The organism is Kitasatospora sp. NPDC088779, assembly GCF_040685395.1.
Classification (GTDB): domain Bacteria; phylum Actinomycetota; class Actinomycetes; order Streptomycetales; family Streptomycetaceae; genus Kitasatospora.
Map to the genome: position 1 here is coordinate 84,316 of NZ_JBFBHW010000022.1, position 25,521 is coordinate 109,836.

Annotated in this window: 21 protein-coding genes; 9 read left to right on the forward strand and 12 right to left on the reverse strand. The window is 74.0% G+C overall.

Features of this window, described 5'->3' with window-relative positions; all coding sequences use genetic code 11:
* Positions 1-9 precede the first annotated feature (9 nt).
* On the reverse strand, positions 10-579 hold the full coding sequence (locus AB0P03_RS22045; protein ID WP_363630350.1) for a GNAT family N-acetyltransferase: 570 nt from the start codon (positions 577-579) through the stop codon (positions 10-12).
* Positions 576-2,372 (reverse strand): IucA/IucC family protein, encoded by a 1,797-nt coding sequence (locus AB0P03_RS22050; protein WP_363630351.1) that lies wholly within the window; start codon positions 2,370-2,372, stop codon positions 576-578. The genes AB0P03_RS22045 and AB0P03_RS22050 overlap by 4 nt, the downstream gene beginning before the upstream one ends.
* 334 nt (positions 2,373-2,706) lie before the next feature.
* On the opposite strand from AB0P03_RS22050, the gene AB0P03_RS22055 reads away from it, so the two are divergent.
* Both AB0P03_RS22055 and AB0P03_RS22060 read left to right on the forward strand, forming a co-directional pair.
* The gene (locus AB0P03_RS22055) at positions 2,707-3,879 is read left to right on the forward strand and encodes a hypothetical protein (RefSeq protein WP_363630352.1); all 1,173 of its coding nucleotides are present in this window, start codon (positions 2,707-2,709) and stop codon (positions 3,877-3,879) included.
* A 67-nt stretch (positions 3,880-3,946) separates the two neighbouring features.
* Complete coding sequence (locus AB0P03_RS22060; protein ID WP_363584563.1) at positions 3,947-5,071, forward strand: hypothetical protein; 1,125 nt, start codon at positions 3,947-3,949, stop codon at positions 5,069-5,071.
* Between the two features lie 149 nt (positions 5,072-5,220).
* Here AB0P03_RS22060 and hflX read toward each other — a convergent pair whose 3' ends face one another.
* The 5 genes from hflX to miaA all read right to left on the reverse strand — a co-directional run bounded on the left by hflX (position 5,221) and on the right by miaA (position 12,066).
* Positions 5,221-6,723 (reverse strand): GTPase HflX, encoded by a 1,503-nt coding sequence (gene hflX, locus AB0P03_RS22065; protein WP_363584565.1) that lies wholly within the window; start codon positions 6,721-6,723, stop codon positions 5,221-5,223.
* A 104-nt stretch (positions 6,724-6,827) separates the two neighbouring features.
* The gene (locus AB0P03_RS22070; RefSeq protein ID WP_363630354.1) at positions 6,828-9,167 is read right to left on the reverse strand and encodes an HD domain-containing protein; all 2,340 of its coding nucleotides are present in this window, start codon (positions 9,165-9,167) and stop codon (positions 6,828-6,830) included.
* Between the two features lie 197 nt (positions 9,168-9,364).
* Complete coding sequence (gene dapF / locus AB0P03_RS22075; RefSeq protein WP_363584569.1) at positions 9,365-10,276, reverse strand: diaminopimelate epimerase; 912 nt, start codon at positions 10,274-10,276, stop codon at positions 9,365-9,367.
* Positions 10,277-10,373: 97 nt separating this feature from the next.
* Entirely contained in the window at positions 10,374-10,874 is a 501-nt protein-coding gene (locus tag AB0P03_RS22080; RefSeq protein ID WP_363374361.1) for a hypothetical protein, read from the reverse strand.
* 226 nt (positions 10,875-11,100) lie between these two features.
* Positions 11,101-12,066 (reverse strand): tRNA (adenosine(37)-N6)-dimethylallyltransferase MiaA, encoded by a 966-nt coding sequence (gene miaA, locus AB0P03_RS22085; protein WP_363584571.1) that lies wholly within the window; start codon positions 12,064-12,066, stop codon positions 11,101-11,103.
* 188 nt (positions 12,067-12,254) lie between these two features.
* Between miaA and AB0P03_RS22090 the strand changes: the two genes are divergently transcribed.
* Positions 12,255-12,518, forward strand: a complete 264-nt coding sequence (locus AB0P03_RS22090; protein WP_363584573.1) for an antitoxin — start codon at positions 12,255-12,257, stop codon at positions 12,516-12,518.
* Positions 12,519-12,533: 15 nt separating this feature from the next.
* On the opposite strand, the gene AB0P03_RS22095 is transcribed toward AB0P03_RS22090, so the two are convergent.
* On the reverse strand, positions 12,534-13,232 hold the full coding sequence (locus AB0P03_RS22095) for a class III extradiol dioxygenase subunit B-like domain-containing protein (protein WP_363630356.1): 699 nt from the start codon (positions 13,230-13,232) through the stop codon (positions 12,534-12,536).
* A 117-nt stretch (positions 13,233-13,349) separates the two neighbouring features.
* Complete coding sequence (miaB, locus tag AB0P03_RS22100) at positions 13,350-14,852, reverse strand: tRNA (N6-isopentenyl adenosine(37)-C2)-methylthiotransferase MiaB (RefSeq protein WP_363584577.1); 1,503 nt, start codon at positions 14,850-14,852, stop codon at positions 13,350-13,352.
* Positions 14,853-14,937: 85 nt separating this feature from the next.
* Between miaB and AB0P03_RS22105 the strand changes: the two genes are divergently transcribed.
* Positions 14,938-15,957: a TAXI family TRAP transporter solute-binding subunit gene (locus tag AB0P03_RS22105; protein ID WP_363584579.1), complete on the forward strand. Its 1,020-nt coding sequence runs from the start codon at positions 14,938-14,940 to the stop codon at positions 15,955-15,957.
* A gap of 102 nt (positions 15,958-16,059) precedes the next feature.
* On the opposite strand, the gene AB0P03_RS22110 is transcribed toward AB0P03_RS22105, so the two are convergent.
* Together AB0P03_RS22110 and AB0P03_RS22115 are read right to left on the reverse strand one after the other, a co-directional pair.
* Complete coding sequence (locus AB0P03_RS22110; RefSeq protein ID WP_363630357.1) at positions 16,060-17,493, reverse strand: HAMP domain-containing sensor histidine kinase; 1,434 nt, start codon at positions 17,491-17,493, stop codon at positions 16,060-16,062.
* Positions 17,494-17,499: 6 nt separating this feature from the next.
* Positions 17,500-18,255: a response regulator transcription factor gene (locus tag AB0P03_RS22115; protein ID WP_350880177.1), complete on the reverse strand. Its 756-nt coding sequence runs from the start codon at positions 18,253-18,255 to the stop codon at positions 17,500-17,502.
* Between the two features lie 371 nt (positions 18,256-18,626).
* Here AB0P03_RS22115 and AB0P03_RS22120 point away from each other — a divergent pair, with 371 nt between their 5' ends.
* The 5 genes from AB0P03_RS22120 to AB0P03_RS22140 all read left to right on the forward strand — a co-directional run bounded on the left by AB0P03_RS22120 (position 18,627) and on the right by AB0P03_RS22140 (position 23,849).
* Positions 18,627-19,400, forward strand: coding sequence for an amino acid ABC transporter ATP-binding protein (locus tag AB0P03_RS22120; protein WP_363584583.1), 774 nt, complete (start codon positions 18,627-18,629; stop codon positions 19,398-19,400).
* Positions 19,401-19,520: 120 nt separating this feature from the next.
* Positions 19,521-20,423, forward strand: a complete 903-nt coding sequence (locus AB0P03_RS22125; protein ID WP_363623184.1) for a glutamate ABC transporter substrate-binding protein — start codon at positions 19,521-19,523, stop codon at positions 20,421-20,423.
* Between the two features lie 56 nt (positions 20,424-20,479).
* Positions 20,480-21,130: an amino acid ABC transporter permease gene (locus tag AB0P03_RS22130; protein ID WP_363623182.1), complete on the forward strand. Its 651-nt coding sequence runs from the start codon at positions 20,480-20,482 to the stop codon at positions 21,128-21,130.
* Positions 21,127-21,978, forward strand: a complete 852-nt coding sequence (locus AB0P03_RS22135) for an amino acid ABC transporter permease (RefSeq protein WP_363584589.1) — start codon at positions 21,127-21,129, stop codon at positions 21,976-21,978. The genes AB0P03_RS22130 and AB0P03_RS22135 overlap by 4 nt, the downstream gene beginning before the upstream one ends.
* 122 nt (positions 21,979-22,100) lie before the next feature.
* Complete coding sequence (locus tag AB0P03_RS22140; protein WP_363584591.1) at positions 22,101-23,849, forward strand: FAD-dependent monooxygenase; 1,749 nt, start codon at positions 22,101-22,103, stop codon at positions 23,847-23,849.
* A 58-nt stretch (positions 23,850-23,907) separates the two neighbouring features.
* On the opposite strand, the gene rny is transcribed toward AB0P03_RS22140, so the two are convergent.
* Entirely contained in the window at positions 23,908-25,377 is a 1,470-nt protein-coding gene (gene rny, locus AB0P03_RS22145) for a ribonuclease Y (RefSeq protein ID WP_363630359.1), read from the reverse strand.
* Positions 25,378-25,521 lie beyond the last annotated feature (144 nt).

The window sequence follows — 25,521 nt, forward strand, 5'->3', positions numbered from 1 at the left end:
GGGGGTGTCCTAGGCGACGAAGGGGACGCGGGCACGGACCATCAGGGCGGCGCGCTTGTCGGGCAGGTCGAGTTCGGTGTCCAGCCGGAATCCGGCCCGTTCGAAGGCCCGGACGGAGCGCCGGTTGCGGACGTCCGGTTCGGCGACGACCCGTTCGCAGCGGGGCCGTTGCCGCAGGATCCGCTCGGCGAGGGCGGCCAGCAGGACGGCGCCGAGGCCCCGGCCGCGGCTCTCGGCGGGGCCGAGCAGGAGGTGGACGCCGGTGTCGTGCGGCCGGGCCGGGTAGTGCCGGGCGAGCGGGTCGAGGTCGGCGCGGTAGACCTCCCAGTAGCTCGTCGGGGCGCCGTCGAGCAGGCCGAGGCAGGGCACGCTGCGGCCGTCGCCGTCGAGTTGGACCCGGAGGTGCCGTTCGGTGGCGTCGGGCGGCCCGGCGAGCTGCCAGAACGCGGCGATCTCGGGGTCGTTCATCCACCCGGCGAGCAGGTCCAGGTCGGCGGGCAGCCGGACCGGGCTGAGCCGGAACTCGCCGGCCGGGGTGGGGATCGCGCCCCATCCCGGCGGGTCGTCGAGCAGGCTCATGCGCCCGCCAGCGGGTTGGGGATGTCCACGTAGACGGACTGGGTGGCGACCGGGCCGACCAGTTCGTCCAGGCCGTTGATCCGGGTGAGCAGGTTGGCCTTGCACGGCAGGGTGGGCGCGTCGAGCAGCAGCCCGGGCAGCGCCGAGCCGGTGGCGGCGGCCCGCGGGCCGGCCAGGAAGCGGCGCAGCCCGGCCAGCAGCACGGTCTCGTCGGCGAGCCCCTGGCTGCCGAAGGCACCGACCAGGCCGAGGACGTGGTTGATGCCGAGGTAGTAGGCGAAGTGGTGGTCGATCACCTCGTCGGGCAGGAAGGTGTCGCTGTGCTCGCCGAGCCCGGGCAGCCGCGCGGTGAGCCGGTCGGCGGCGCTCTCCCGGTAGTAGTAGCCCTGGTTGTCGCGGTAGCGGCCGCCGCTGGGCCAGCCGTCGGCGTCGAGCAGGACGAGGCTGTTCTGCTGGTGCGCCTCCAGGGCGATGCCGGCCGTGCCGTCCAGCCAGAGGACGGGCAGCACGACGGCGTCCAGGTAGCGCAGGAACCATTCGGCGGCGACGGTCCGCAGCGGACGGCCGCAGCGGACGGCGAGCGCCCGCAGGGTGTCGCCGAGCCGGGACGGCACGGTGTCGCCGGTGCCGAGCGGCTGTTCGGCGACCAGCCCAGCGACGCACAGCGCGCGGTCGGCGGGGGCGAAGGGCTGGGCGCGCAGCACGGTGTCCAGGCCGCCCGGGTCGCCGAGGGCGGGGTGGTCGACGCCGATCCAGGCCGGGTCGCGGACGATGTCGAAGCCGGGGTGGGCGCGGTGCCATTCGGCGGCCAGGCCGCTCTCCAGCAGCCGGTGCACCTCCAGGCCGCGGTGGAGTTCCTTGCGCAGGTTCTCCCGGCGGGAGTTGGTGATCCGCAGGCCGAGCGAGAGCTTGAGCATCCAGGGGGTGCCGGGGCGGTAGACGGTGCGCACCGAGGAGGTGGGGTGCCAGGGTTCGCCGGCCGGGCCGAGGTCGTGCAGCAGCCCGTCGGCGAGCAGGGCGGCGACGGCCGGGCGGTGGGCGAGTTCGCGGGCCTGCCAGGGGTGCAGCGGCAGGGCGGCGGTGCCGGGCGGCAGGGCGGCATGGTCCCCGAGCAGGTCCGCGGTGATCCGGTCGGCGCTCTCGGTGAGGGCGGAGCCGGCGGCGAGCAGGTCACGGTGGACCGCGTACCAGTGGAGTTGGAAGGAGCCGTGCAGTTCGGGCGAGTAGGCGGCGCTCTGGGCCGGGCCGAGGCCGTCGCGGCTCTTCGGGGTGGGGTGCAGCGGGTGGCCGAGCAGCAGGGACTGTTCGGCGGCGAGGAAGTGCGAGCGTTCCGGGCCGCCGGCGGGGGCGGCGGTGCGGCGGTGGGCGAGGATGTCGGCGGTGCGGACGACCGAGTCGGCGACCCGGGCGGCGAGGTCGGCGACCTGCCCGGGGTCGGGGCGGTCGGCGGCCGCGGCGGCGAGCAGCGCGGCGGTGGTGACGGCGTCCACGGGGGCGTCGGCGGTGCCCTCCCCGGCGGAGAGGACGGCGGGGCCGAACCGGTGCCAGCCGCCGGGCGACCAGTAGCGGACGGGGGCGGAGAGCCGGGCGGCGCCGCCGAGGACGGCGATCCGAAGCCGGCCGTCGGGGCCGGGGCGGGCGCCGGTCTCGCGCGTCCAGCAGCGCAGCAGGGCTTCCAGTGCGGCCTGTTCGGCGGCGACGGCGGGGTCCGGGTGCAGCAGCGGATCGGGCTCGGCCGGCCGGTCCGCGGGCAGCAGCGGGGCGGGCGGGGCTCCGGTGAGGGCGGTGCTCAAGGCTGCTCCTTGGGGCGCGTGGGGGTGCGGACGCACGGGTGGTGGAGAGGATCGGCGGGCGCTCGCACCGTCGCGTCAGGTAAGGGTTACCTATCCCTGACGGGTGATCACAAGGTTGACTCACTCGTCCGGGTGAAGATCGGGGATTGTCCGCGTCCGGCGCGCGGGGCCCTGCTGGGCCGACGGACCGTCGGCGGCCACGTCACGGATCGGTGACCTCCGGTCGGGGCCGCAACCCGGGGGGTGGCCGCCGCCGTCCTGGTGACCGGTGGAAGACTCCACAGCGGCGAGTCGCCGCACGACAGCCCGATCGAGCACAGGGGGAAGCGCACACATGCCATCGATCCACCGGTCAGCCATGGCCGTCGCCCTCGTCACGGGGACGCTGCTCGCGGCGAGCGCCTGCGGGCCGGACGGCCCGGCGGGCGACGGGGGCGGCAGCGCCGCGCCGCCGCCCGCGTCCAGCACCGCCGCCCCGGGGGGCGGCGTGATCGGCGGGATCACCCTCCCGTCGGGCATCCCGACCAGTCTGCTGGAGGGCCTGCCGAAGTCCTGGGACGACCTGAAGAAGTGGAAGTTCGAGGACTGGGACTCGTGGGCGTCCAAGCACGTCTTCAACAACCCGGTGGTGAAGGACTTCTGGAACCCGGACAAGATGGGCGACTCCAAGCCCGCCGATCCGGCCCCGCCCACCGCCAAGCCGGCCGCCGACAACGGCGTGACGGACCCGGACCCGCCGGTGGTCAAGGCCGTGCCGGTGCCCCGCCCGTACACCAAGCAGCCGTCCGGGAAGGTGTTCTTCAGTGCCCAGGGCGGCCGGGGCAACTGCTCGGCGACGGTGATCACCGACCCGCAGCACCCGGGCAGGAGCAATCTGGTCTGGACGGCCGGCCACTGCGTGCACGCGGGCAAGGGCGGCGACTTCTTCAAGGACCTGGTCTTCGTTCCCGCCTACAACAACTCGGGCGCCTCCAGCGGCGGCAAGAAGGCCCCGCTGTCCGAACTGGCCCCGCTGGGCACCTGGTGGGCCGACCTGGTCACCACCTCGCCGCAGTGGATGGTCGAGGGCGGCGGCACCGGTGACGCCGCGAACCAGTACGACTTCGCCGTCATGCGGGTGCACAACCAGAACGACTCCGGCAAGTCGCTGGAGGAGACGGTCGGTTCGGCCGTCCCGGTCTGGTTCGACGCCCCGCGCGACAAGGTGTCCGTCGCGGCGGTCGGCTACCCGCTCTACAAGCCGTTCGACGGCCAGGAGCTGTACAGGTGCGACGGCGGCAAGCCGACCCGGCTGTCGTTCGACGCCAAGCGCCCGTCGATGCTCACCATCGGCTGCAACATGACCCAGGGATCCAGCGGCGGCGGCTGGTTCGCCACCATGCCGGACGGGAAGACCGCCCTGGTCAGCAACACGTCCATCGGCACCGAGGACCACACCTCGCTGAGCGGCCCGTACCTGGAGACGGTCGCCAAGCAGGCGCTGGACTGGATCTCCAAGAAGCCGTAGGCCCTTTCCGGTCGGACCGGACCAAGCCGTACGGGCGGCGGAGGCCGCCCCCGGGGGACGATGCAGCATGCCGAAGCACACCGGCCGCGGACCGCGGCGCCGATCCGGACCGACCGGCGCCGCGGTGCTCGCCGTGCTCGCGCTCGCCGCGACCGCCTGCGGGCCGGACGACTCCGGCGCCGCGGCGGCCGCGCCACCGCCCGCCCTCCCCACCTCGGCGCCCACCAGCCTGGGCGACCTGACGGGCTGGAAGGTGGAGGACTGGGCCCGGTTCGTCTCCGGCAGCGGCTTCGCCAACGAGGTGGCCCCGGGCTTCTGGTCGACCACCCGGATGGCCGCCGCCAAGGGCCGGCCCACCCCGGAGTACCCGCTCACCGCCGCACCGGACGGCGGCCGGCCGGACGCCCCGCCCGCGGCCGTCGCGGCCACGCCGCAGCCGCACCCATACGGCCCGGCCACCGCCGTGGTCGGCCGGCTCTTCGTCACCACGCCCCAGGGCGACGCGGTCTGCTCCGCGACGGTGGTCTCCGACCCGGCCAACCCGGGCCGCAGCAACCTCGTCTACACCGCCGCGCACTGCCTGCACGACGGCAAGGGTGGCGGCTGGCTGCGGAACATCACCTTCGTGCCCGGTTTCAACCGGGACGGCCAGGCGGCCCGCGGCAAACCGCTCACCGAGCAGCAGGCCGCGCCGTACGGCCGGTGGGTGGCGGTGCGCGCGCTGGTGTCGCCGACCTGGCTCGGGGAGGACGGCGTCGGCGCCCACCACCAGTACGACTACGGGATCATCCGGGTGCGCGGCGAGGGCGGCTCCGGCGCGTCGCTGGAGGAGGCGGTCGGCGGCTCGGTCCCGGTCTGGTTCAACGCCCCGCGCGAGCAGATCGGCTCGGCGACCGCGTACGGCTACCCGACCGATCGGCCGTCCGACGGCCTGGAGCTCTCCCGCTGCGAGTCCCCGGTCCCGCCGGCCAGGCTCTCCCCCGACCGGAGCCGCCCGCCGATGTACGTCACCGGCTGCACCGTGACCGGCGGCTCCAGCGGCGGCGGCTGGTTCATCACCAAGGACGGCAAGCCCAACCTGATCAGCGTCACCGCGATCGGCAGCCGCAACCCGCCCGGGTACCTGGCCGGCCCCTCGCTCCAGGACCAGGCGAAGCAGGCCTTCGACTACTTCGCCAAGAACGTGAAGTAGCCCGCACGCCCGCACGCTCGGACGCCCGGACGCCCGGACGAGCCCCCGCACGGCCCCGCACGCTCGCGCACGCGAAGGGCCCCCGCACGCTCGCGCGATGCCCAACGGCATCACGGTCGCGTCCGGGGGCCCTTCGTCGGCCCGTCGCCTCAGACCTGCAGCGCCACCGCGTAGCGCTCCAGCTCGGCGGCCAGCTCGGCCGGCACCTTGGCGTGCAGCAGCGTGCCCTCGCCGGTGTGCTCGGTGCCGAGCAGCTCGCCCTCGGCGTGCACCCGGGAGACCAGCCCGCCCTGGGTGTAGGGCACCAGGGCCCGCACCTCGATCGCCGGGCGCGGCAGCTCGTCGTCGATGAGCTTCAGCAGCTCCTCGATGCCCTCGCCGCTGCGGGCCGACACCACGATGGCGTGCGGCTCGCGGAGCAGCAGGCGCTGCAGCACGTGCGGGTCGGCGGCGTCCGCCTTGTTGATCACCACGATCTCCGGCACGTTCTGCGCGTCGACCGAGACGATGACCTCGCGGACGGCGGCCAGCTGCGTCTCCGGCTCGGGGTGCGAGCCGTCGACCACGTGCAGGATGAGGTCCGCGTCGGCGACCTCCTCCATGGTCGAGCGGAAGGCCTCGACCAGGTGGTGCGGCAGGTGCCGGACGAAGCCGACGGTGTCGGCCAGGGTGTAGAGCCGCCCGCTCGGGGTCTGGGCCCGGCGGACGGTCGGGTCCAGGGTGGCGAACAGGGAGTTCTCCACCAGGACGCCCGCCCCGGTGAGCCGGTTGAGCAGGGACGACTTGCCGGCGTTGGTGTACCCGGCGATGGCCACCGACGGCACCTGGTGGCGCTTGCGCTCCTGGCGCTTGGTGTCGCGGCCCTTCTTCATCTCGGCGATCTCGCGGCGGAGCTTCGCCATCTTCTCGCGGATCCGGCGCCGGTCGGTCTCGATCTTGGTCTCACCGGGACCACGGGTCGCCATGCCGCCGCCGGACGAGGCGGAGCCGCCACCACCCATCTGCCGGGACAGCGACTGACCCCAGCCGCGCAGGCGCGGCAGCATGTACTGCATCTGCGCGAGCGAGACCTGCGCCTTGCCCTCCCGGGACTTGGCGTGCTGGGCGAAGATGTCCAGGATCAGGGCCGTCCGGTCGACGACCTTGACCTTGACCACGTCCTCCAGGTGGATCAGCTGGCCGGGGGTGAGCTCACCGTCGCAGACCACGGTGTCGGCGCCGGTGGCCGCCACGATGTCGCGCAGTTCCTTCGCCTTGCCGGAGCCGATGTAGGTGGCCGCGTCGGGCTTGTCGCGGCGCTGGATCACGCCGTCCAGCACCTGGGAGCCGGCCGTCTCGGCGAGGGCGGCGAGCTCGGCCATCGAGTTCTCCGCCTCCTCCAGGGTGCCGTCCGTCCAGACGCCGACGAGCACCACGCGCTCCAGGCGGAGCTGGCGGTACTCGACCTCGGTGACGTCTTCGAGTTCGGTGGAGAGGCCGGCGACGCGGCGCAGGGCGGCACGCTCGCTGCGGTCGTACTGGTCGCCGTCGTAGTGGTGGCCGCGGTCCTCGTCGATGGCCGCGAGGTCCTCGTCCATGAGGGCTTCCGCCCGCAGACCGTTCAGGCGGCGCGGGGCGTCGGCGTGGTCGCGGGTGTCGGACGTGGAGGTCATTCTGTCCTTTGGTCGCTGGTGCGGATGGCCTGTGGGGACCGCCCTGTGCGGTCCCACCCGGAGTCTGCCCAGCTGCCGCCCCGGTTACCGCCGGGCGAGGTGAGCTACCCCTCAGGTCCTCGGGTGCCATCGGGGCTCCTGTGCCCTGAGAACGCCGTGGACCGGCCGTGAATTCCCCATGATGGTCCCACGCCCGGCGCGGACCGGTCATCCCCATTTTCCCCGGAGTGGCGGGCCCCGCCGGTGTCCGGGGCCTGCGGCCGGCTGACGTCGTACACCCCGGAGACCTTGAGCATCGCCCGCATCAGCGCGGGCAGCGCGGCCGGCTCGGGCAGTTCGACGGTGTAGGTGTGCCGGACCCGCAGCTCCTGCGGCGGTTCGACCTCGGCCGAGACGATGCCGACGTCCTCGGCGGAGATGGCCGCGGTGAGGTCGGCGAGCAGCCGGGGCCGGTTGAGCGCCTCGGCCCGCAGGGTGGCCCGGTGGCCGGCCGCCGGGTTGCCCTCCGGCCGCCAGCGGACCTCCAGCTCGGCGCGCCCGGCCGCGCGCATCCGCTCCCCGGCCGGGCAGCCGGTGCGGTGCACGGCGACGGCTCCGCCGCGGATCGGGTAGCCGGCCACCTCGTCCGGCGGCACGGGCGTGCAGCAGCGGGCCAGCCGGACCGGCGCCCCGGGCCGGCCGGCCACCGCGACCGGGGCCGGTCGGCGCTCGGTGGTGCGGTGCGCGGGCGGGACGGGTTGGCCGCTGGAGGGGCCGGTGCGCACCGCCGGGAGCCGGGCCGGGTGGTCGGCGAGCCAGCGTTCGATGGCCAGCCGGGCGGCCGGGGTCCGGGCGTGCGCGAGCCACTCGGGCGCGGGCCCGGAGGGTTCGGCGGGGCGCGGCCCGTCCTCGGTGAGCACGGTTCCGGTGGGCACGGCCTCGGTGAGCACGGCGAGCAGGTCGCCGTCCTGCAAGACGGTGGAGAGCGCGGTGAGCCGGCCGTTGACCCGGGCTCCGATACACCGGTGGCCGGTCTCCTCGCCGAGCAGGTAGGCGGCGTCCACGCAGGTGGCGCCGGCCCTCAGCTGAAGCGTTTCGCCGCTCTCCGTCACGACGGTGATCTCGCGGTCGCCGGCCAGGTCGGCGGTGAGCGCGGACCAGAAGGCGTCCGGGTCGGGCGTCTCCTGCTGCCACTCCAGCAGCCGGCTGAGCCAGCCGGGCCGGGCCGGGTCGGTGCGGTCGAGTTCGTCGGCGTCCTGGACGGCGCCGGCCGGCTCCGGGTCGCCGAGCGCGACCACCCCGGTCTCGGCGACCTCGTGCATCCGCCGGGTGCGCACCAGCACCTCGACGACCGTGCCGCCGCTGAGCGCCACGGCGGTGTGCAGCGACTGGTAGAGGTTGAACTTGGGGGCGGCGACGAAGTCCTTGAACTCGCCGGGCAGCGGCGTCCAGCAGGTGTGCAGCTCGCCGAGCACGGCGTAGCAGTCGGCGTTCTCCTCGACGACCACCAGCAGCCGCCCGAAGTCGGCGGGCTGCGGCCCCTGCGGCCGCCCGTCCGGGCCGGGCGCGGCGGCCCGCTTGAGCAGCACCCGGTGCAGCGACACGCAGTGCCGGGGCCGGACGGTGACCTCGGCGGCCACCCCGGTCTCGGACAGCTGGCGGGCCAGCAGCCGGGCGAAGGGGGCCAGCAGGGTGTCCGGCTCGCCCTCGTGACCGGCCATCAGGGCCCGGGTGCGGGCGTGCTCCTCGGGGTGCAGGGTGGCGAAGACGATGTCCTCCAGCTCCGCCTTGAGCACCTGGATGCCGAGCCGTTCGGCCAGCGGGATCAGCACGTCCCGGGTGACCTTGGCGATCCGCACCTGGCTGGCCGGTTTCATGTGCCGGATGGTGCGCATGTTGTGCAGCCGGTCGGCGAGCTTGATCACCATCACCCGGACGTCGTCGCCGGTGGCGACCAGCATCTTGCGGAAGGTCTCGGCCTCGGCGGCGGCGCCGAAGTCGACCTTCTCCAGTTTCGTCACCCCGTCGACCAGGTAGGCGACTTCGGGCCCGAAGCCGGCACTCACCTGATTGAGCGTCAATTCGGTGTCCTCGACGGTGTCGTGGAGCAGCGAGGCGACCAAGGTGGTTGTCCCGGCGCCGAGTTGGGCCAGGATCATGGTGACGGCGAGCGGGTGGGTGATGTACGGCCCGCCGCTCTTGCGCTTCTGGCCCCGGTGGCTGGCCTCGGCGAGCCGGTAGGCCCGGGCGAGCAGGCCGAGGTCGGCCTGCGGATGATGCTCGCGGTGGACTCGGACGAGCGGTTCGAGGGCGTCCGGGACGGGCGGCCGGCCGGTGGCCAGCAGGGCGGCCCGCCCGGCCCGGCCGAGCGCGGCCCGGCCGAGCTCCCCCAAGGGCCGCCTGGCCCCGGCTTGCCGTGCGGACGTCGGCTGCCCCGTCAGGGACTGCCCGGCTTCGATGGTCATCGGCGCACCTCCGGCAGCGATCACCGGCCGCCACCCCGCCGAGGGGCGCCTTCCCGGTGGTCCATGCTACCGAGCAGAGCACGTTCCGCGATGCCTTGCTTCCCGTCCGCGACACGCGTCACTCGAACGGGCGGATTCACCGCCGCGCGAAATGGGCAAACCGGGCCGTCAGCTGTCCGAGCCGCGCCCCAGGCGTGTCAGACCCGCCCCAGTTCGGCCCACCAGCGGGCGTCGATCTCGCCGGCGGCCACGATGACCGCCGGGCCGGTCTTCTCGATCCGGCCGTCCGGGTGCTCGGTGATGACCAGTCGGCCGCCCGGCACGTCCACGGTGTAGGTGGCCGGCTCGCCGGTGACCGCCGGGTCGACGCCGTCCCGGCGGATGGCGGCCACCGCGACGGCGCAGGTGCCGGTCCCGCAGGAGCGGGTCTCGCCGGAGCCGCGCTCGTACACCCGCATGGCGACGTGCCGCGGCCCGCGGTCCACCACGAACTCGACGTTCACGCCTTCCGGGTAGGCCCCTTCGGGGCTGGTCAGCGGCGCGGACAGCAGGTCCCCGGCGTGGTCGAGGCTGTCCACGAAGGCCACCGCGTGCGGATTGCCCATGTTGACGTTCAGCGCGGGCCAGCGCCGCGCGCCGACCGCGACCTCGACGCCGTCCGGCCCGGGCAGCCGGGCCCGGCCCATGTCGACGGTGACCTCGCCGGGCGTCCCGTCCCCGGCGTCCTCGGCGACCCGCACCGTCCGCACCCCGGCGCGGGTGGCGACCGCGAACTCGCCGGGCTCGGCCAGGCCGGCCTCGACCAGGTAGCGGGCGAAGACCCGCACGCCGTTGCCGCACATCTCGGCGATGCTGCCGTCGGAGTTGCGGTAGTCCATGAACCACTCGGCCCGGTCGGCCTGGTCCGCGGCGGCCGGCTCGGCGGCGGAGCGCACCACGCGCAGCAGCCCGTCCCCGCCGATGCCGGCCCGCCGGTCGCACAGCGCGGCGACGGCCGCGGGGCCGATCTCCAGCGCGCCGTCCGGGTCCGGGACGATGACGAAGTCGTTCTGGGTGCCGTGCCCCTTGAAGAAGGGGACGCCGACCGGCTGCGGGGAGGATGCGCTCACCCTCCCGATGGTACTGAACGGGCGCACCGGCCACCCGGGCGGTCCGACCGGTGGATCGGCGCGGGGCAGCAGGGGGGCGACACCGGCAGCCCACGGATCAGCGCAGGTAGGCGACCCGCCAGACGGCCAGCGCACAGGCCACCAGCGCGATCAGGGTGTAGAGCGCGATCGCCTTCCAGCCGGCCCGCTGCCCGGAGCCGCGGCGCGGCAGGCCCGGCCACTTGTACCCGGCGTGCCGGGCGGCCATCGCCCCCCAGCCGACCGAGGCGGCGGTGAGCAGCAGCCCGAGCATGCCGACCATGGTGGCGCGCGCGCCGGCCGAGCCGAAGGCGAGCGGGAAGGCGAACATCAGCGAGCCGAGGATGCCCAGCAGGGCGATCGGCAGGGTCTGCCACCAGCGGAGCCGGCGCAGCGGTCGGATCTCCCGCTCGTGCACCGCGCCCGCCGGGGTGCGGGTGTCCAGGGCCGGCAGTGCGACCGCGTAGGAGGTGGGCGCCTCCAGGCCGGTCAGCACGGGGAGGTCACCCATCGTCGACTCGTCGGCCGGTGCGGTGACACTCCCGCTCTGGCCGGGTTCGGGGCCGGTACCCGTCGACACGCGGCCTCCCCTGACAGTTCGACACGAGCGGACTCGCGGTCGGGCACGGTCGGCCCGCGCGGCCGACCCCTACGCCTTCGATGATGGCATGTCCAGACGGGCGTTCCGGGCCTGACCGGCGTCGACGGGTGATCCGTGGCCATCACGTGATCGGGCCGTGACCGCCGGTTCGTCCTGCACGGCCACCTGCGCGCGCAGGTGCACCGCCGGATTGGCCGGAACCCGCCTACCCGGCCGGACGCTCCTGACGGTCGATCAGCTCCAGGGAGCGTTCCAGCAGCTCGACGGGGTCGGTGCCGGCCGGCCGGGACAGCCAGTTGATCCGGCCGTCGCGGCGGAACCAGGACTCCTGACGGCGGGCGAAGCGCTTGGTGGCCCGGACGGTCTCCGCCCGTGCCTCGTCCTCGGTGCACTCGCCGGCGAAGTGGTCCAGCACCTGCTGGTAGCCGAGCGCCCGGGAGGCCGTCCGCCCCTCCCGCAGCCCGACCCGCTCCAGCGCGCGCACCTCGTCCAGCAGTCCGGCCCGCCACATCAGGTCGACCCTCAGCGTGATCCGCTCGTCCAGTTCGGGGCGCGGCACCGCGACCCCGATCTGCACCGCGTCGTAGACGGCGGTGTTGCCGGGCAGGTTCGCGGTGAACGGCTGCCCGGTGATCTCGATGACCTCCAGCGCGCGGACGATCCGCCGCCCGTTGCCGGTCAGGATCGCCTCCGCGGCCGCCGGGTCCAGCTCGGCCAGCCGCCGGTGCAGCGCGAGCGGGCCGGCCTCCTCCAGCTCGGCCTCCAGCCGGGCCCGGACCGCCGGGTCGGTGCCGGGGAACTCCATCTCGTCGATCGCCGCCCGGACGTACAGCCCGGAGCCGCCGACCAGGACGGGCGTGCGCCCGGCCGCGAGCAGCCGGTCGATCTCGGCCCGGGCCAGCCGCTGGTACTCGGCGACGCTGGCGGCCTCGGTGACGTCCCAGACGTCCAGCAGGTGGTGCGGCACGCCGCCGCGCTCGGCGGGGGTGAGCTTGGCGGTGCCGATGTCCATGCCCCGGTACAGCTGCATCGAGTCGGTGTTGATCACCTCGCCGCCGAGGCTGCGGGCGATGGCGACGGCCAGGTCGGACTTGCCGGCGGCGGTCGCGCCGACGATGCAGACCACTCGGGGCTGGGCGGCGCGGGACTGGTCGGTACGGGAGCTGCTCACCGCTCCAGTCTCGCAAAACCGCCGCCGCACCGGTGACCGGGCTGCCCGTCGGCCCCGACTGCGCGACGATGTGACTGTGTCCAGCCGTCTCCGGCCATCTCCGCCGTTTCCGCAGTTGAGCCGGTTTGCGAACGGTTCGGCGGTGACGGACGTTGGGCAGGAGACAGGGACGAAAGGGTGAGATCGCCATGGGTCTGATGGACAACCTCAAGGGCAAGGCCGAAGAGCTCAAGGGCAAGGCCAGTGAGCTCGCCGGCAAGCACAGCGAGCAGATCGAGCACGCGGTGGACAAGGCCGGCGGCGCGATCGACAAGGCGACCAAGGGCAAGTACAGCGAGAAGATCGAGCACGGCGCCAGCAAGGCCAAGGGCGCGGTGGACGACTTCGCCCACAAGCCGAAGCCGGGCGAGGAGGGGCCGGCCGGCGGCAACGGCCAGGCGCCGCGGGCCTGACGCCCCGCGCTCCGATCAGCTCCAGGACGCCACGACGTAGCCGACCCCGTACGGGGCGTCCTGGTAGCCGAGCCGCGCGGTGAGGCCGGCGCCCTCCGCGGCGCCGGCCAGCACCTGCCAGGGCGCCCGGCCCTCGGCCTTGAGCTCGGCGGCCAGCCCGGCGTCCAAAGCGGCGAGCGCGGGCAGGTCGGCTGAGCCCAGCGCGGCGGCCAGGGCGGCGTCGAAGCCCTCGGCGCGCTCGTCCAGGTAGCCGGGCGCCTTCACCGAGCGGCAGGCGCTGCCGTCGCCCACCACCAGCAGGCCGACCCGGTCGGCCAGCTGGGCCAGGCCCTGGCCGAGCCCGAGCATCCGGTCGGCGGGCGCGTCGGCGGGCACCGCGCAGGCGTGCGTCGGCAGCGTCACCCCGGCGCGCTCCAGCAGCCAGGCGCCGACCGTCAGCGAGGGCGCCAGCTCCGGCCCCTCGACCCGGCCGCCGGGCAGCTTGGCGACCAGCGACACCCCGTAGCGGTGGAAGGAGCCGGCCCCGCCCTCGGTCCACACCTCGGCCTCCGGGCCGGCGCCGACCACCACGACCAGCTGCGGTCCGGCCGCGACCAGCGCCGCGAGGGCCTCGTCGCAGGCGGCCCGCAGCGGGTCCAGTTCGGCGGCCGCCCCGGCGGCGACCTCGGGGACGAGCAGCGGCGGACAGGGGCACACGGCGGCGGCTACCAGCATGCGGATCACTCTAGCCAAACGGCGACGGCGGCCCGGCCGGACTCGAAGTCCCGCCGGGCCGCCGGTGGAGGAGCGGGCCGCCGTTCGAGGAGCGGGCCCCGTTCGAGGAGCGGGCCGTCAGTCGCCGCAGCAGGCCCCGCCCGCCGGAGCGGCCAGGGGCAGCGCGGCCGGGGCACCGATGCCCGGCAGGCCGAGCATCACCCCGGCCGGCTTGGCCGCGGGCTTGGCCTGGCGCTTCTCCCAGGCGTCGCCGGCCCGGGTGCGGCGCACCGCGAGCGACGGGCCCTCGGCGAGCAGGTGGTGCGGGGCGGCGTAGGTGATCTCGACGGTCACCAGGTCGCCCGGGCGCACCGGCTCCGTCGGCCTGGTGAAGTGCACCAGCCGGTTGTCGGGGGCGCGGCCGGAGAGCCGGTCGGTCTTGTCGTCCTTCTTGCCCTCGCCCTCGGCGACCAGGATCTCCAGGGTGCGGCCGACCTGCTTCTTGTTCTCCTCCCAGGAGATCTCCTCCTGGAGGGCGATCAGCCGGTCGTAGCGGGCCTGCACGACGGCCTTCGGCACCTGGTCCGCCATCTCGGCGGCCGGGGTGCCGGGGCGCTTGGAGTACTGGAAGGTGAAGGCGTTGGTGAAGCGGGCCTCGCGGACGGTGTGCATCGTCTGCTCGAAGTCCTCCTCGGTCTCGCCGGGGAAGCCCACGATGATGTCGGTGGAGATGGCCGCGTCCGGCATCGCCTCGCGGACCTTCCGGATGATCCCGAGGAAGCGCTCCTGGCGGTAGGAGCGGCGCATCGCCTTGAGGACGGTGTCGGAGCCGGACTGCAGCGGCATGTGCAGCTGGTGCATCACGTTCGGCGTCTCGGCCATCGCGGCGATCACGTCGTCGGTGAAGTCGCGCGGGTGCGGCGAGGTGAAGCGGATCCGCTCCAGGCCCTCGATCTGGCCGGCGGCGCGCAGCAGCTTGGAGAAGGCCTCGCGGTCGCCCAGGTCGGAGCCGTAGGCGTTGACGTTCTGGCCGAGCAGGGTCACCTCGATGACGCCCTCGTCCACCAGCGCCTCGATCTCGGCGAGGACGTCGCCGGGGCGGCGGTCCTCCTCCTTGCCGCGCAGCGCGGGGACGATGCAGAAGGTGCAGGTGTTGTTGCAGCCGACGGAGATGGCGACCCACGCGGCGTACGCGGACTCGCGGCGGGTCGGCAGGGTGGAGGGGAAGGTCTCCAGCGACTCCAGGATCTCGACCTGGGCCTTGCGCTCGACCGCGGCCCGCTCCAGCAGCGCCGGCAGGTGGCCGATGTTGTGGGTGCCGAACACCACGTCGACCCAGGGGGCCTTGCGGACGATGGTGTCGCGGTCCTTCTGGGCGAGGCAGCCGCCGACGGCGATCTGCATGCCCTTGTGGCGGCTCTTGACCGGCGCCAGCTGCCCGAGGTTGCCGTACAGCTTGTTGTCGGCGTTCTCCCGCACCGCGCAGGTGTTGAACACGACCAGGTCCGGGTCGCCGTCCTGCCCGGCCTTGACGTAACCCGCGTCCTCCAGCAGGCCGGACAGCCGCTCGGAGTCGTGGACGTTCATCTGGCAGCCGTACGTGACGACCTTGTAGCTCTTCAATCCGCTCTCACCGCTCACCAGACCAGGGTACGGGCAGCCGCGAAGCGCTTTTCCCCCACCGTTTCCCCTCCCGTTCCGGCGGAGCGCCTGGCAGTATCCCTGCATGACCCCCACCACCCCGTCCCGTCTCGGCGCCGCCGTCCGCACCGCGGCCCGCAGCCCGCTGTGGCGGACGGTGCTGGTGCTGGTGCTGCTGGTCGCGGGGCTGGGCGGCTGGTGGCTGTCGGCGGGCCGCTCGCCCGGCTACCCGCGCGGCGAGACGCGCTTCGCGACCGGCGTGCAGCGCGGTGTCTACGACCGGTACGGGCAGCTGCTGGAGGCCCACGTCGCCAAGGCCATGCCGGGGGTGCGGCTGGCCCTGGACAACACCGAGGGCTCGATCGACAACCTGGCCCGGGTGACCAGCGGCCAGGACGACTTCGCGATCGCCACCGCCGACGCCGTCGCCGACTACCAGGGCCCGGGCAAGGACCGGCTGCGGGCGATCGCACGGCTGTACGACGACTACCTCCAGCTGATCGTCCCGTCCTCCTCGACGGTGCACCGCACGGCCGACCTCAAGGGGCTGCGGGTCGGCGTGGGCCTGCCGCAGTCCGGGGTGAACCTGGTGACCAGGCGGCTGCTGGCCGCGGCCGGCCTGGACCCGGACCACGACATCGTCCCGGTGTCGGCGGGCGTCGGGGACGCCGCCGACCAGCTGCGGGAGAACAAGCTCGACGCCTTCTTCTGGTCCGGCGGGCTGCCGACCAGCGCCCTCACCGACCTGTCCGACCACATGCGGATGCGGGTCGTGCCGCTGGGGGACCTCGCCGGGGCCATCCACAAGATGGAGGGCGGCGGCACCGACGCCTACCGGGCGGCCACCATGCCCAAGGGCACCTACCCGAACGCCGACCCCAAGGACGCCGTCTCCACCGTGGCCGTGCCCAACCTGCTGATCACCCGGGACGACGTGGACCCGGGCCTGGTCGAGGGCATGACCCGGGCGGTGATCGACAGCCGCGACCAGATCGGCGCTCAGGTGCACGCCGCCCAGCTGGTCGACCTGCGCACCGCCGTCTACACCGACCCGCTCCCGCTGCACGAGGGCGCGGCCCGCTACTACCGCTCGGTGAAGCCCTGAAGGTGGAGCCCTGAAGGTGGAGCCCTGAAGGTGAGGCCCTGAAGGTGAAGCCCTGAAGCCCGGAAGCCCTGACGCCGCACGGGCGCCGTGGGCCCGTACGGGCTACCGCTTCTCCGGCCGCGGCACCGCCAGCGTCACCGCGAGCCCGGTCGGCTGGACCGGGGCGAAGGCGAGCGAACCGCCGCCCGCCGCCAGCAGGGTGCGGGCGATCGACAGGCCGAGCCCGGAGCCGTCCACGTTCTGGTGCCGCGGGCTGCGCCAGAAGCGGTCCCCGGCGCGGGGCAGCTCGTCCTCGGCGAGGCCGGGCCCGGCGTCCGTGACGGTCACCGCGACCTCGTCCCGGCGCACCGAGACCCTCAGCCGCACCCCGCTGCCGGCCGGGCCGAACTTGAGCGCGTTGTCCAGCACGGCGTCCAGGGCGGAGCCGAAGCCGATCGGGTCCGCCATGCCGACGGCGAGCGCCGGGCCCTCCCAGCGCAGCTCGATCCCGCGCTGCTCGGCGACCGGCCGCCAGGCGTCGACCCGGGCCAGGGTGAGCGCGGCGAGATCGGTCTGCTCGGGTTCGGGGCGGGCGTGCTCGGCGGTGGCCAGGCCCAGCAGGTCGTCCAGCACCCGGGCCAGCCGGACGCCCTCCTCCCGGACGCCGCCGAGCTCCTCCTCGTGCCCCTCGGGCAGTTCCAGGCCGAGCACCTCGACCCGCAGCAGCAGGGCCGCCAGCGGGTTGCGCAGCTGGTGCGAGGCGTCCGCGACGAAGGCCTTCTGCTGGTCCATGGCGAGCACCACGTGGTCGGCCATCTCGTTGAACGAGCGGGCCAGCCGCTGCAGCTCGGGCGGGCCGCCGCCGGGCGCGACCCGGGCGGCCATCCGGCCGGTGGCGATGTCGTGGGTGGCCCGGTCGAGGGTGCGGACCGGGCGCAGCACCCACTCGGTGAGCCGACCGGCCAGCAGCACCGCGACGATCATCGCGGCGGCCTCGCCGGCGCCGATCACCAGCCAGCTGTGCAGGATCCGGGTGCGCAGCGCCCCGGTGGGGGACTCGCTGAGCACCACCGCGACCACGTCGCCGTCGCGCACCACCGGGGTGGCGACGGTCAGGGTGCGGTCGTCGGTCCACGGCCAGACCTGGGGCGGGTTGTGGCTGCGCCGCCCGTCCAGCGCCTCCTGGAAGGCCTGCGCGCCCCAGCCCCCGGGGGGCACCCGCCAGTCGGCGGGGGCGGCGGCGATCGGCACGCCGTCGCGCTGGAAGATGCCCAGCCGCACGCCGTACAGGTCGTGGTAGCGGCGGACCTCGGCGTCGATCGCGTGCCGGCGGCTGACGTCGCCGGGGGCGGGCTCCGGGTCGCCCTTGAGCGCGGACTCCACCGCCGAGGGGCCGGAGGTGGGCAGGTCCTGGGCGAAGCGGGCGGCGTCGTCGAGCCGGTCGACGACCACCTTGCTCTGCTCGGCCGCCGCGACCGCCGCCGCGAGCGGCAGCCCCAGGGCGGCCAGGACGCAGAGCATGAGGGCGATCAGGATGCCGAGCAGGCGGGTGCGCACGTGCGGTCAGCGCTCCGCGGGGGCGGGCGGGGCCGGGTCCGCGGCGGGCGCCGGGGACTCCGGGATCAGGCGGTAGCCGACGCCGCGGACGGCCTCGACCAGGCCGGGCAGCGCGAGCTTGTTGCGCAGCGAGCCGATGTGCACCTCCAGGGTGCGCCCGTTGCCCTCCCAGCCGCTGCGCCAGACCTCGCTGAAGATCTGCTCGCGCCGGTAGACCACGCCGGGGCTCTGGGCGAGCAGGGCGAGCAGGTCGAACTCCTTGCGGGTGAGCGGCACGTCCCGGCCGTCCACGCTGACCCGGCGGCGCTCCCGGTCGATCCGGATGCCGCGGGACTCCAGCGGGCCGCGCTGCTGCGGGACGGCGTCGGGCGCGGGCACCGCCACCGAGGCGGGGGCGGCGCCGCGGCGGGCCACCGCGTGGATGCGGGCGAGCAGCTCGCCCATGTCGTAGGGCTTGGTGACGTAGTCGTCGGCGCCCAGGTTGAGGCCGTGGATCCGGGAGCGGATGTCGGCGCGGGCGGTGACCATGATCACCGGGACGCCGCTGCCGGCCCTGATCCGGCTGCACACCTCGAAGCCGTCGCGGTCGGGCAGCCCGAGGTCGAGCAGCACCACCCGGTACGGGTCGTTCCCGTCCGGCACCAGGGCGTCCAGCGCCTCGTGCCCGCTGCGGGCGTGCCGGACCTGGAAGCCGTGCCGGCCCAGTACCGCGACCAGCGCGGCGGCCACGCGTTCGTCGTCCTCGACGAGCAGCAGTCGCATCCTGTTCTCCTCCTTCCCCCACCTGATCACCGGGACCGCCCGGTCGGGCCCCGGTCCTGCGCAGTATGAGCCAGTGGGCGGCCCGGCGCCAGGCTCGGTCGCCCGACGGCTGCCACGGGGCGGGGCGCGCCGGCGCGGACGCCCGCTTTCACATGCCCCGTTGGCGACCCGGCGAACAGCCCGCGAGCAGCGTGTGGCCGTTTCGTGATCCTCAAGTTCCGCTCAGATCGGCTGACGGCACGTCGTCATCACTCCTATGGTCGGCCCACCGGGGGCTGCGGCTCCGCCGGTCGCGGCTCCCGGATTTCGTACCACCATTGCCGCCCAAGGGAGTTCAGACTTTCACGGGCCGACACGAGGGAGCAGGCGCGATGGCCGAGAATCCGGTCGAGGACTCCACCCCTGCAGCCGCCCCCCTGGTCGTGCTGAGCAGCGTGAACAAGCACTACGGAGCGCTGCACGTCCTCCAGGACATCGACCTGAAGATCGTCCAGGGCGAGGTCGTGGTCCTGATCGGGCCGTCCGGCTCCGGCAAGTCGACGCTCTGCCGGACGATCAACCGGCTGGAGACCATCGACTCCGGCACGATCACCATCGACGGTCGCCCGCTGCCCGCCGAGGGCAAGGAGCTGGCCCGGCTGCGCGCCGAGGTCGGCATGGTGTTCCAGAGCTTCAACCTGTTCGCGCACAAGACGGTGCTGGAGAACGTCGTCATCGGCCAGGTCAAGGTGCGCGGGATCGCCCGGGCGCAGGCCGAGAAGACCGCCCGCGAACTGTTGGAGCGGGTCGGTGTCGGCGCACAGGCGGACAAGTTCCCCGCCCAGCTCTCCGGCGGCCAGCAGCAGCGCGTGGCGATCGCCCGGGCGCTGGCGATGAAGCCCAAGGTGATGCTCTTCGACGAGCCCACCTCGGCCCTCGACCCGGAGATGGTCAACGAGGTGCTGGAGGTCATGCGCCAGCTGGCCGCCGACGGCATGACGATGGTCGTGGTCACCCACGAGATGGGTTTCGCCCGCTCCGCCGCCAACCGCGTGCTGTTCATGGCCGACGGCCGGATCGTCGAGCAGAACACCCCGGACGCCTTCTTCACCGCGCCGCGTTCCGACCGTGCCAAGGACTTCCTCTCGAAGATCCTCCACCACTGACGCTTCGAGACCACGCGGGACCGCCGCCGGCAAGGACGCCGGGCGGCCCTGCCCGCGCACGCACCTTCCAGACGCCAGAGCCCGGTTAGCCGTGGCCCAGCTCCCAGGAGAACAACCCTCATGAGGACTCGTCGCACCCTCGCCGTCGCGCTCTGTGCCGTCGCGCTCACCGCCACCGCCGCCTGTGGCAAGGACGGCACCCCCGGCGCCACCGCCGCGAGCAGCGGCAACGCCCCGGCGCTGCCCACCTACACGGTCAAGACCGACGTCAAGATCGACTCGGCGATCCTCGCCGAGGCGAAGAAGCGCGGTCAGCTGATCATCGGTGCCAAGGCCGACCAGCCGTTCCTGGGCTTCGAGGACGTCGCCAGCGGCGACCGCAGCGGCTTCGACATCGAGATCGCCAAGATGATCGCCGCCGACCTCGGCTTCAGCCCGCAGCAGATCAAGTGGCAGACGCTGGTCTCCTCGCAGCGCGAGCCGGCCATCGCCAAGGGCCAGATCGACTTCTACGTCGGCACCTACAGCATCAACGACGAGCGCAAGAAGACGGTCTCCTTCGCCGGCCCGTACTACATCGCCGGCCAGGACTTCCTGGTGAAGGCCGACAACACCTCGATCACCGGCCCGGAGAGCGTCGGCGGCAAGAACATCTGCACCGCCACCGGCTCCACCTCGATCAAGAACATCCAGCAGTACAACCCGAAGATCACGCAGTTCGACACCTACTCGGCCTGCGTCGAGAAGCTGCTGTCCGGCGAGGTCGACGCGGTCACCACCGACGACGCGATCCTCAAGGGCTACGCCTCCAAGTACGCCCCCAAGCTCAAGGTGGTCGGCAAGCCGTTCACCAAGGAGAACTACGGCGTCGGTCTCAACAAGGACGACGCGGTCCTGCGCAACGCCATCAGCGACGCGCTCAAGGCCCACGAGGACAACGGCGACTGGAAGAAGGCCTACGACGCGACCCTGGGCGCGTCCGGCTCCGCCGCGCCGGCCGTGCCGGCCCTCGAACGCTACTGATCCGGTCCACGCCCGACCATCCGTCCTGACCATCTGAATGAGAGGAGGGCCGCCGGATGGGGTTCCTGTTCGAGCAGGACAACTTCGCGTTGTTCCGCGACGGCTTCCTGCAGACGATCGAGCTGAGCGCGCTCAGCGCCCTGCTCGCCCTGCTGCTGGGCACCCTGCTGGCGGCCTTCCGGGTCTCCCCGGTGCCGGTCCTGCGTGCCTTCGGCACCGCCTGGGTCACGCTGTTCCGCAACACCCCGCTGACCCTGCTGTTCTTCGCCGTCACCTTCGGCCTGCCGCCGCTCGGGGTGCACTTCGGCCACCTCACCTTCGCGGTGCTGGCGCTCGGCGGCTACACCGCCTCGTTCGTCTGCGAGGTGATCCGCTCGGGCATCAACACCGTGCCGCTCGGCCAGGCCGAGGCGGCCCGCAGCCTCGGCATGAGCTTCGGCCAGACCCTCACCCTGGTCATCCTGCCGCAGGCCACCCGGACCGTCCTGGCCCCGCTGAGCAGCGTGTTCATCGCGCTGCCGAGGAACTCGGCGATCGCCGGCGCGTTCAGCGTCAGCGAGCTGTACAGCGTGCAGCAGACCCTCTCCGAGCGCGGCTACGCGATCTTCGGGATCTTCTTCTGGGTGGCCTGCGCCTACCTGGTGATCAGTGCCACGGTCGCCACGCTGTTCCGCGTCCTGGAATCCCGACTGGCGGTGGCCCGATGAGCAACCTCTTCACCCGCACCCCCACGGCCAGCGTCCTCTACGACGCCCCCGGCCCGCGGGCCCGCACCCGGTACCGGCTGTTCGGGGTGCTGGCGCTGATCGGCGTCGCCGCCCTACTCTGGTACGTCTTCGCCGCGCTCTCCGACAACGGCCAGTTCGACCCGCAGATGTGGGACGCGTTCCAGTACAACACCGTCCAGCAGCGCATCGTGGACGGCCTGCTCTCCACCCTGGAGGCCTTCGGCCTGGCCGCACTGTTCTCGCTCGCCCTGGGCGGCCTGCTCGCCGCCGGGCAGCTCTCCGACCACAAGCCGGTCCGCTGGGCGGCCGTCGGCTTCGTCCAGTTCTTCCGGGCGATGCCACTGCTGATCCTGATCGTCGCGCTCTACTACGCGTTCTTCGCGAAGGAGCCGATGTGGGCGCTGGTGCTCGGCCTCACCCTCTACAACGGCTCGGTGCAGGCCGAGATCATCCGCAGCGGCGTCAACGCCGTCCCGCGCGGCCAGGCCGAGGCGGCCTACGCCCTCGGCATGCGCAAGACCCAGGTGATGGCCGGCATCCTGGTGCCGCAGGCGATCCGCTCGATGCTGCCCTCGATGATCGGCCAGCTGGTCGTCACCCTGAAGGACACCTCGCTCGGCTTCGTCATCACCTTCCACGAGCTGCTGTTCGTCGGCAAGGCGATCGCCAGCCAGCCGATCAACGCCGCGGGCTTCCCCTACATCCCCGTGGTGCTGGTGATCGGTCCGATCTACATCGCCATGTGCCTGCTGCTGACCGCCCTCGCCCGGTGGATCGAAGCGCGCGGCCGTCGCGGCGCGAACCGGCGCACTTCAGCTGCTGCTTGACGCACACGCAGGTGAACTGTTGCATTGCTCTTCGTGACACCTCCCGGGAGCATCCACGCGGCATATGCGGCAGCGGTAACTGACGCCGGCCCATCGGCCGGTTCGTGCCCGGAGGTCACCACATGGACCCGGTGATCGTGGTCGGGGCCGGACCGGTCGGTCTGGCCCTGGCCCTCGCCCTCGCCCGGCACGAGGTGCCGACCATCGTCCTGGACGAGGGCTCCGGGCTCTGCCCCGAGGGCCCGCGCAGCGTCGTCCTCGGGGCCGACACCGCCGCCTTCCTCACCCGGATCGGCTACCCGCGGGCCGTCTCGGACTCCGCCCTCTGGGACTCCTTCACCGTCTGGCGCCGCCGCCAGGAGGTGCTGCGGATCGACCTCACCGACTCCCCCGCCTTCCACCTGCCCCAGCACCGCCTCCAGCGCGGCCTGCGCGACGCCCTCACCGGCACCCCGCTGGTCCGGCTGGTCCCGCTGAGCCGGGTCGTCGAACTGGAACAGGACCGCGACGGCGTCAGCGTCCGCACCCACGGCACCCAGGACGGCTCCAGCACCTGGTGGCGCGGCAGCCACCTGGTCGGCTGCGACGGCGCCAGATCCGCCGTCCGCAAGCTCCTGAAGATCCGCTTCCCCGGCCGCCCCGCCGTCGACCGCAACGCCATCGCCACCGTCCGGGTCGACCTGCCCTTCCACGAGGCCCGGCTGCACCGCGAGCCCCCGTGGCGCGGCGACCGCGAGGCCTCCGCACGCCCGCTGCCGGACGGCGTCTGGCGGCTCGACTGGCGGCTGCCCCCCGGGCGGCCCGCGCCCACCGAAACCGTCGACCCGCACGCCACCTGGCCCGGCGTCGTCACCGGCGACACCCTGCTCACCCGGGTCACCGCCACCCTCACCGGCTGGTGCGGCGAACTCCCCCGCTTCGACCTGCTCGCCGCCGCCGACCACACCGCCCAGCAGCGCCTCGCCGCCCGGTTCCGCAGCGGCCGCTGCTTCCTCGCCGGCGACGCCGCCCACCTGCACGGCGCGCTCGGCATGCAGAACCTGGCCGACGGGCTGCGCGACGCCGACAACCTCGCCTGGCGGCTCTCCCTCGCCTGGCACCTCCACTCCGGCGGCCCACAACCCGGAGGCTCCCTGCTGGACGGCTACGAGGCCGAACGGCGCGGCGCGGTCGGCGCCCGGCTGCGCGCCGTCGACCAGTCCATGCCGCTGCTGCGCCCGCTGCGCGGCTGGCAGCAGACCCGGCGCTCGCTGCTGGTCGGCGGCTTCCGCAAGCACGCACCGCTGCTCGCCGACGGACAGCTCGGCACCGGCCGCTTCGGCGGCGCGCCCGCCTACCCGGCCGCGCCCTCGGGCGTCCCCGGCCGGGTGCCGGTCCAGCGCGGCGCCCGCGGCACCACCTCGCTCAGCGAACTGCTGCCGGCCACCGCCCCCGGCGTGCTCGTCCCGGACCTGCCGGTGCTCGCCGCCGACGGCACCCCGGACCACCTGCACGCCCGGCTCGGCGTCACCTTCCTGCTGCTGCTGGTCGCCCCCGGCACCGCCGTCTGGTCCGCCGAGCACTGGCTGGGCGCCGGCCTGATGCCCCGGCTCGCCGAGGTCGCCGCCGCGCTGCCGGTGCCCGCCGAAGTGCTGGTCACCGAGGAGTACCCGGAGGCCGGGCCGCACACCGTGCTGCTGATCCGGCCGGACGGGCACCTGGTCGGCGCCACCCAGGGCGCCGCCGCCGAAGACCTGCTGGCGCTCGCCGACCGCGCCCGGGGCGGGCCGGCCCCGCTCGCCGGCGCACCCGAAGCCGAGCCCGACCAGGACCCCGCGCCGGAGCCCGCCGTCCGCCAGGCGCCCCGGCAGGTGGACTCACCCCGCGCGTAGGGCCCTGGCGCGCGCCCCGGGCGTGCGCCGGACAGGGCCTGGCAGGGCCGGGCAGGGCCTAACTCGCCACCGCGATGGCCCGGCTCTCCCGGACCACCGTCACCCGGATCTGGCCGGGATAGGTCAGCTCCTCGGCGACCTGCCGGGCGACCTCGCGGGCGATCAGCTGCGCCCCGAGGTCGTCCACCTCCTCCGGCCGCACCATCACCCGTACCTCGCGCCCCGCCTGCATCGCGTACACCTCGGCCACGCCCTCGTGCGCGCGGGCGATCTCCTCCAGCCGCGCCAGCCGCCGCACGTACACCTCCAGCGACTCCTTGCGCGCCCCGGGCCGCCCGCCCGAACAGGCGTCCGCGGCCTGCGTGAGCACGGCCTCCACGGTGCGCGGCTCCACCTCGCCGTGGTGCGCGGCGATCGCGTGCACCACCTCCGGGGACTCCCCGTGCCGGCGGGCGAAGTCCGCGCCGACCGCCGCGTGGCTGCCCTCGACCTCGTGGGTGAGCGCCTTGCCGATGTCGTGCAGCAGTGCCGACCGCCGTACCGGCTCCGGGGCCACCCCGAGCTCGGCGGCCATCATCCCGGCCAGGTGCGCGGACTCCAGCAGGTGCCCGAGCACGTTCTGCCCGTACGAGACCCGGTAGCGCAGACTGCCCAGGGTACGGACGAGTTCGGGGTGCATCCCGCCGACCCGGGCGTCCAGCAGGGCGTCCTCACCGGCCCGGACGCAGCACTGCTCGACCTCCTCGCGGCTGCGCTCGTGGACGTGCTCGATCCGGGTCGGGTGGATCCGGCCGTCCTCGACCAGTTGTTCCAGGGTGAGCCGGGCGGTCTCCCGGCGGACCGGGTCGAAGCAGGAGAGCTGCACCGTCGCGGGGGTGTCGTCGATGATCAGGTTGACGCCGGTGACCGCCTCGAAGGCACGGATGTTGCGGCCTTCGCGGCCGATGATCCGGCCCTTCATGTCCTCGCTCGGCAGCCGGAAGACGGTGACCGCCGTCTCGGCGGTCTGCACCGTCGCCAGCCGCTGGATCGCCCCGGCGAGGATGCCCCGGGCCCGGCGCTCGCCCTCCTCCCTGGCCTCGCGCTCGAGCTCCCGGACCGTGACCGCGGCCTCCCGCCGGGCCGTGGTCGCGGCCTCCCGCAGGAGTTCGGCGCGGGCCTGCTCGGCGGAGAGTCCGCCGGCCCGCTCCAGCACCGCCACCCGGCGGGTCACCAGCGCCTCGGCCTCGCCCCGGGCGCGCTCCAGCTCGGCGGAGCGCGCGGCGAGTTCGTCCTCCCTGGTCCGGACCCGGCGCAGCTCCTCGGCCAACTGCTCCTCACGCCGGTCGAGTTCGGCCCGCTGCCGGGAGGTCTGCTGCTCGGCCCAGCCGCGAACGCGCTCGGCCTCGACGCCGGCGCGCCGCTGGGCGGCCCGGAGCCGCTTGGCCAGCAACCCGACCAGGACGGCGAGGAGCAGCAGGACGGCGCCGGCCGACCCGGCGAGGAGCAGCAGGGAGGCGTCCGATCCGGTGCCCGCAGAGATCCTCATGCCGCCCACTCCCCGTCACCGCTGTCCGCCGCCCGGCGTGGACCGCCGTCCGGAAGCGCCCCCGCACTGAGTGCGAGGCTAGGCGCGGGTCACGAAACGGTCAAGACTCGACCTGGACTGGACCAAGAAGCGTACGCAATAGCT

Bases quoted from the DNA above. Each gene is read 5' to 3' on its own strand.
- AB0P03_RS22045 (WP_363630350.1), bottom strand. From the start codon at position 579: ATGAGCCTGCTCGACGACCCGCCGGGATGGGGCGCGATCCCCACCCCG.
- AB0P03_RS22055 (WP_363630352.1), top strand. From the start codon at position 2,707: ATGCCATCGATCCACCGGTCAGCCATGGCCGTCGCCCTCGTCACGGGG.
- AB0P03_RS22060 (WP_363584563.1), top strand. From the start codon at position 3,947: ATGCCGAAGCACACCGGCCGCGGACCGCGGCGCCGATCCGGACCGACC.
- hflX (WP_363584565.1), bottom strand. From the start codon at position 6,723: ATGACCTCCACGTCCGACACCCGCGACCACGCCGACGCCCCGCGCCGC.
- AB0P03_RS22070 (WP_363630354.1), bottom strand. From the start codon at position 9,167: ATGACCATCGAAGCCGGGCAGTCCCTGACGGGGCAGCCGACGTCCGCA.
- AB0P03_RS22090 (WP_363584573.1), top strand. From the start codon at position 12,255: ATGGGTCTGATGGACAACCTCAAGGGCAAGGCCGAAGAGCTCAAGGGC.
- AB0P03_RS22095 (WP_363630356.1), bottom strand. From the start codon at position 13,232: ATGCTGGTAGCCGCCGCCGTGTGCCCCTGTCCGCCGCTGCTCGTCCCC.
- AB0P03_RS22105 (WP_363584579.1), top strand. From the start codon at position 14,938: ATGACCCCCACCACCCCGTCCCGTCTCGGCGCCGCCGTCCGCACCGCG.
- AB0P03_RS22115 (WP_350880177.1), bottom strand. From the start codon at position 18,255: ATGCGACTGCTGCTCGTCGAGGACGACGAACGCGTGGCCGCCGCGCTG.
- AB0P03_RS22120 (WP_363584583.1), top strand. From the start codon at position 18,627: ATGGCCGAGAATCCGGTCGAGGACTCCACCCCTGCAGCCGCCCCCCTG.
- AB0P03_RS22125 (WP_363623184.1), top strand. From the start codon at position 19,521: ATGAGGACTCGTCGCACCCTCGCCGTCGCGCTCTGTGCCGTCGCGCTC.
- AB0P03_RS22130 (WP_363623182.1), top strand. From the start codon at position 20,480: ATGGGGTTCCTGTTCGAGCAGGACAACTTCGCGTTGTTCCGCGACGGC.
- AB0P03_RS22135 (WP_363584589.1), top strand. From the start codon at position 21,127: ATGAGCAACCTCTTCACCCGCACCCCCACGGCCAGCGTCCTCTACGAC.
- AB0P03_RS22140 (WP_363584591.1), top strand. From the start codon at position 22,101: ATGGACCCGGTGATCGTGGTCGGGGCCGGACCGGTCGGTCTGGCCCTG.
- rny (WP_363630359.1), bottom strand. From the start codon at position 25,377: ATGAGGATCTCTGCGGGCACCGGATCGGACGCCTCCCTGCTGCTCCTC.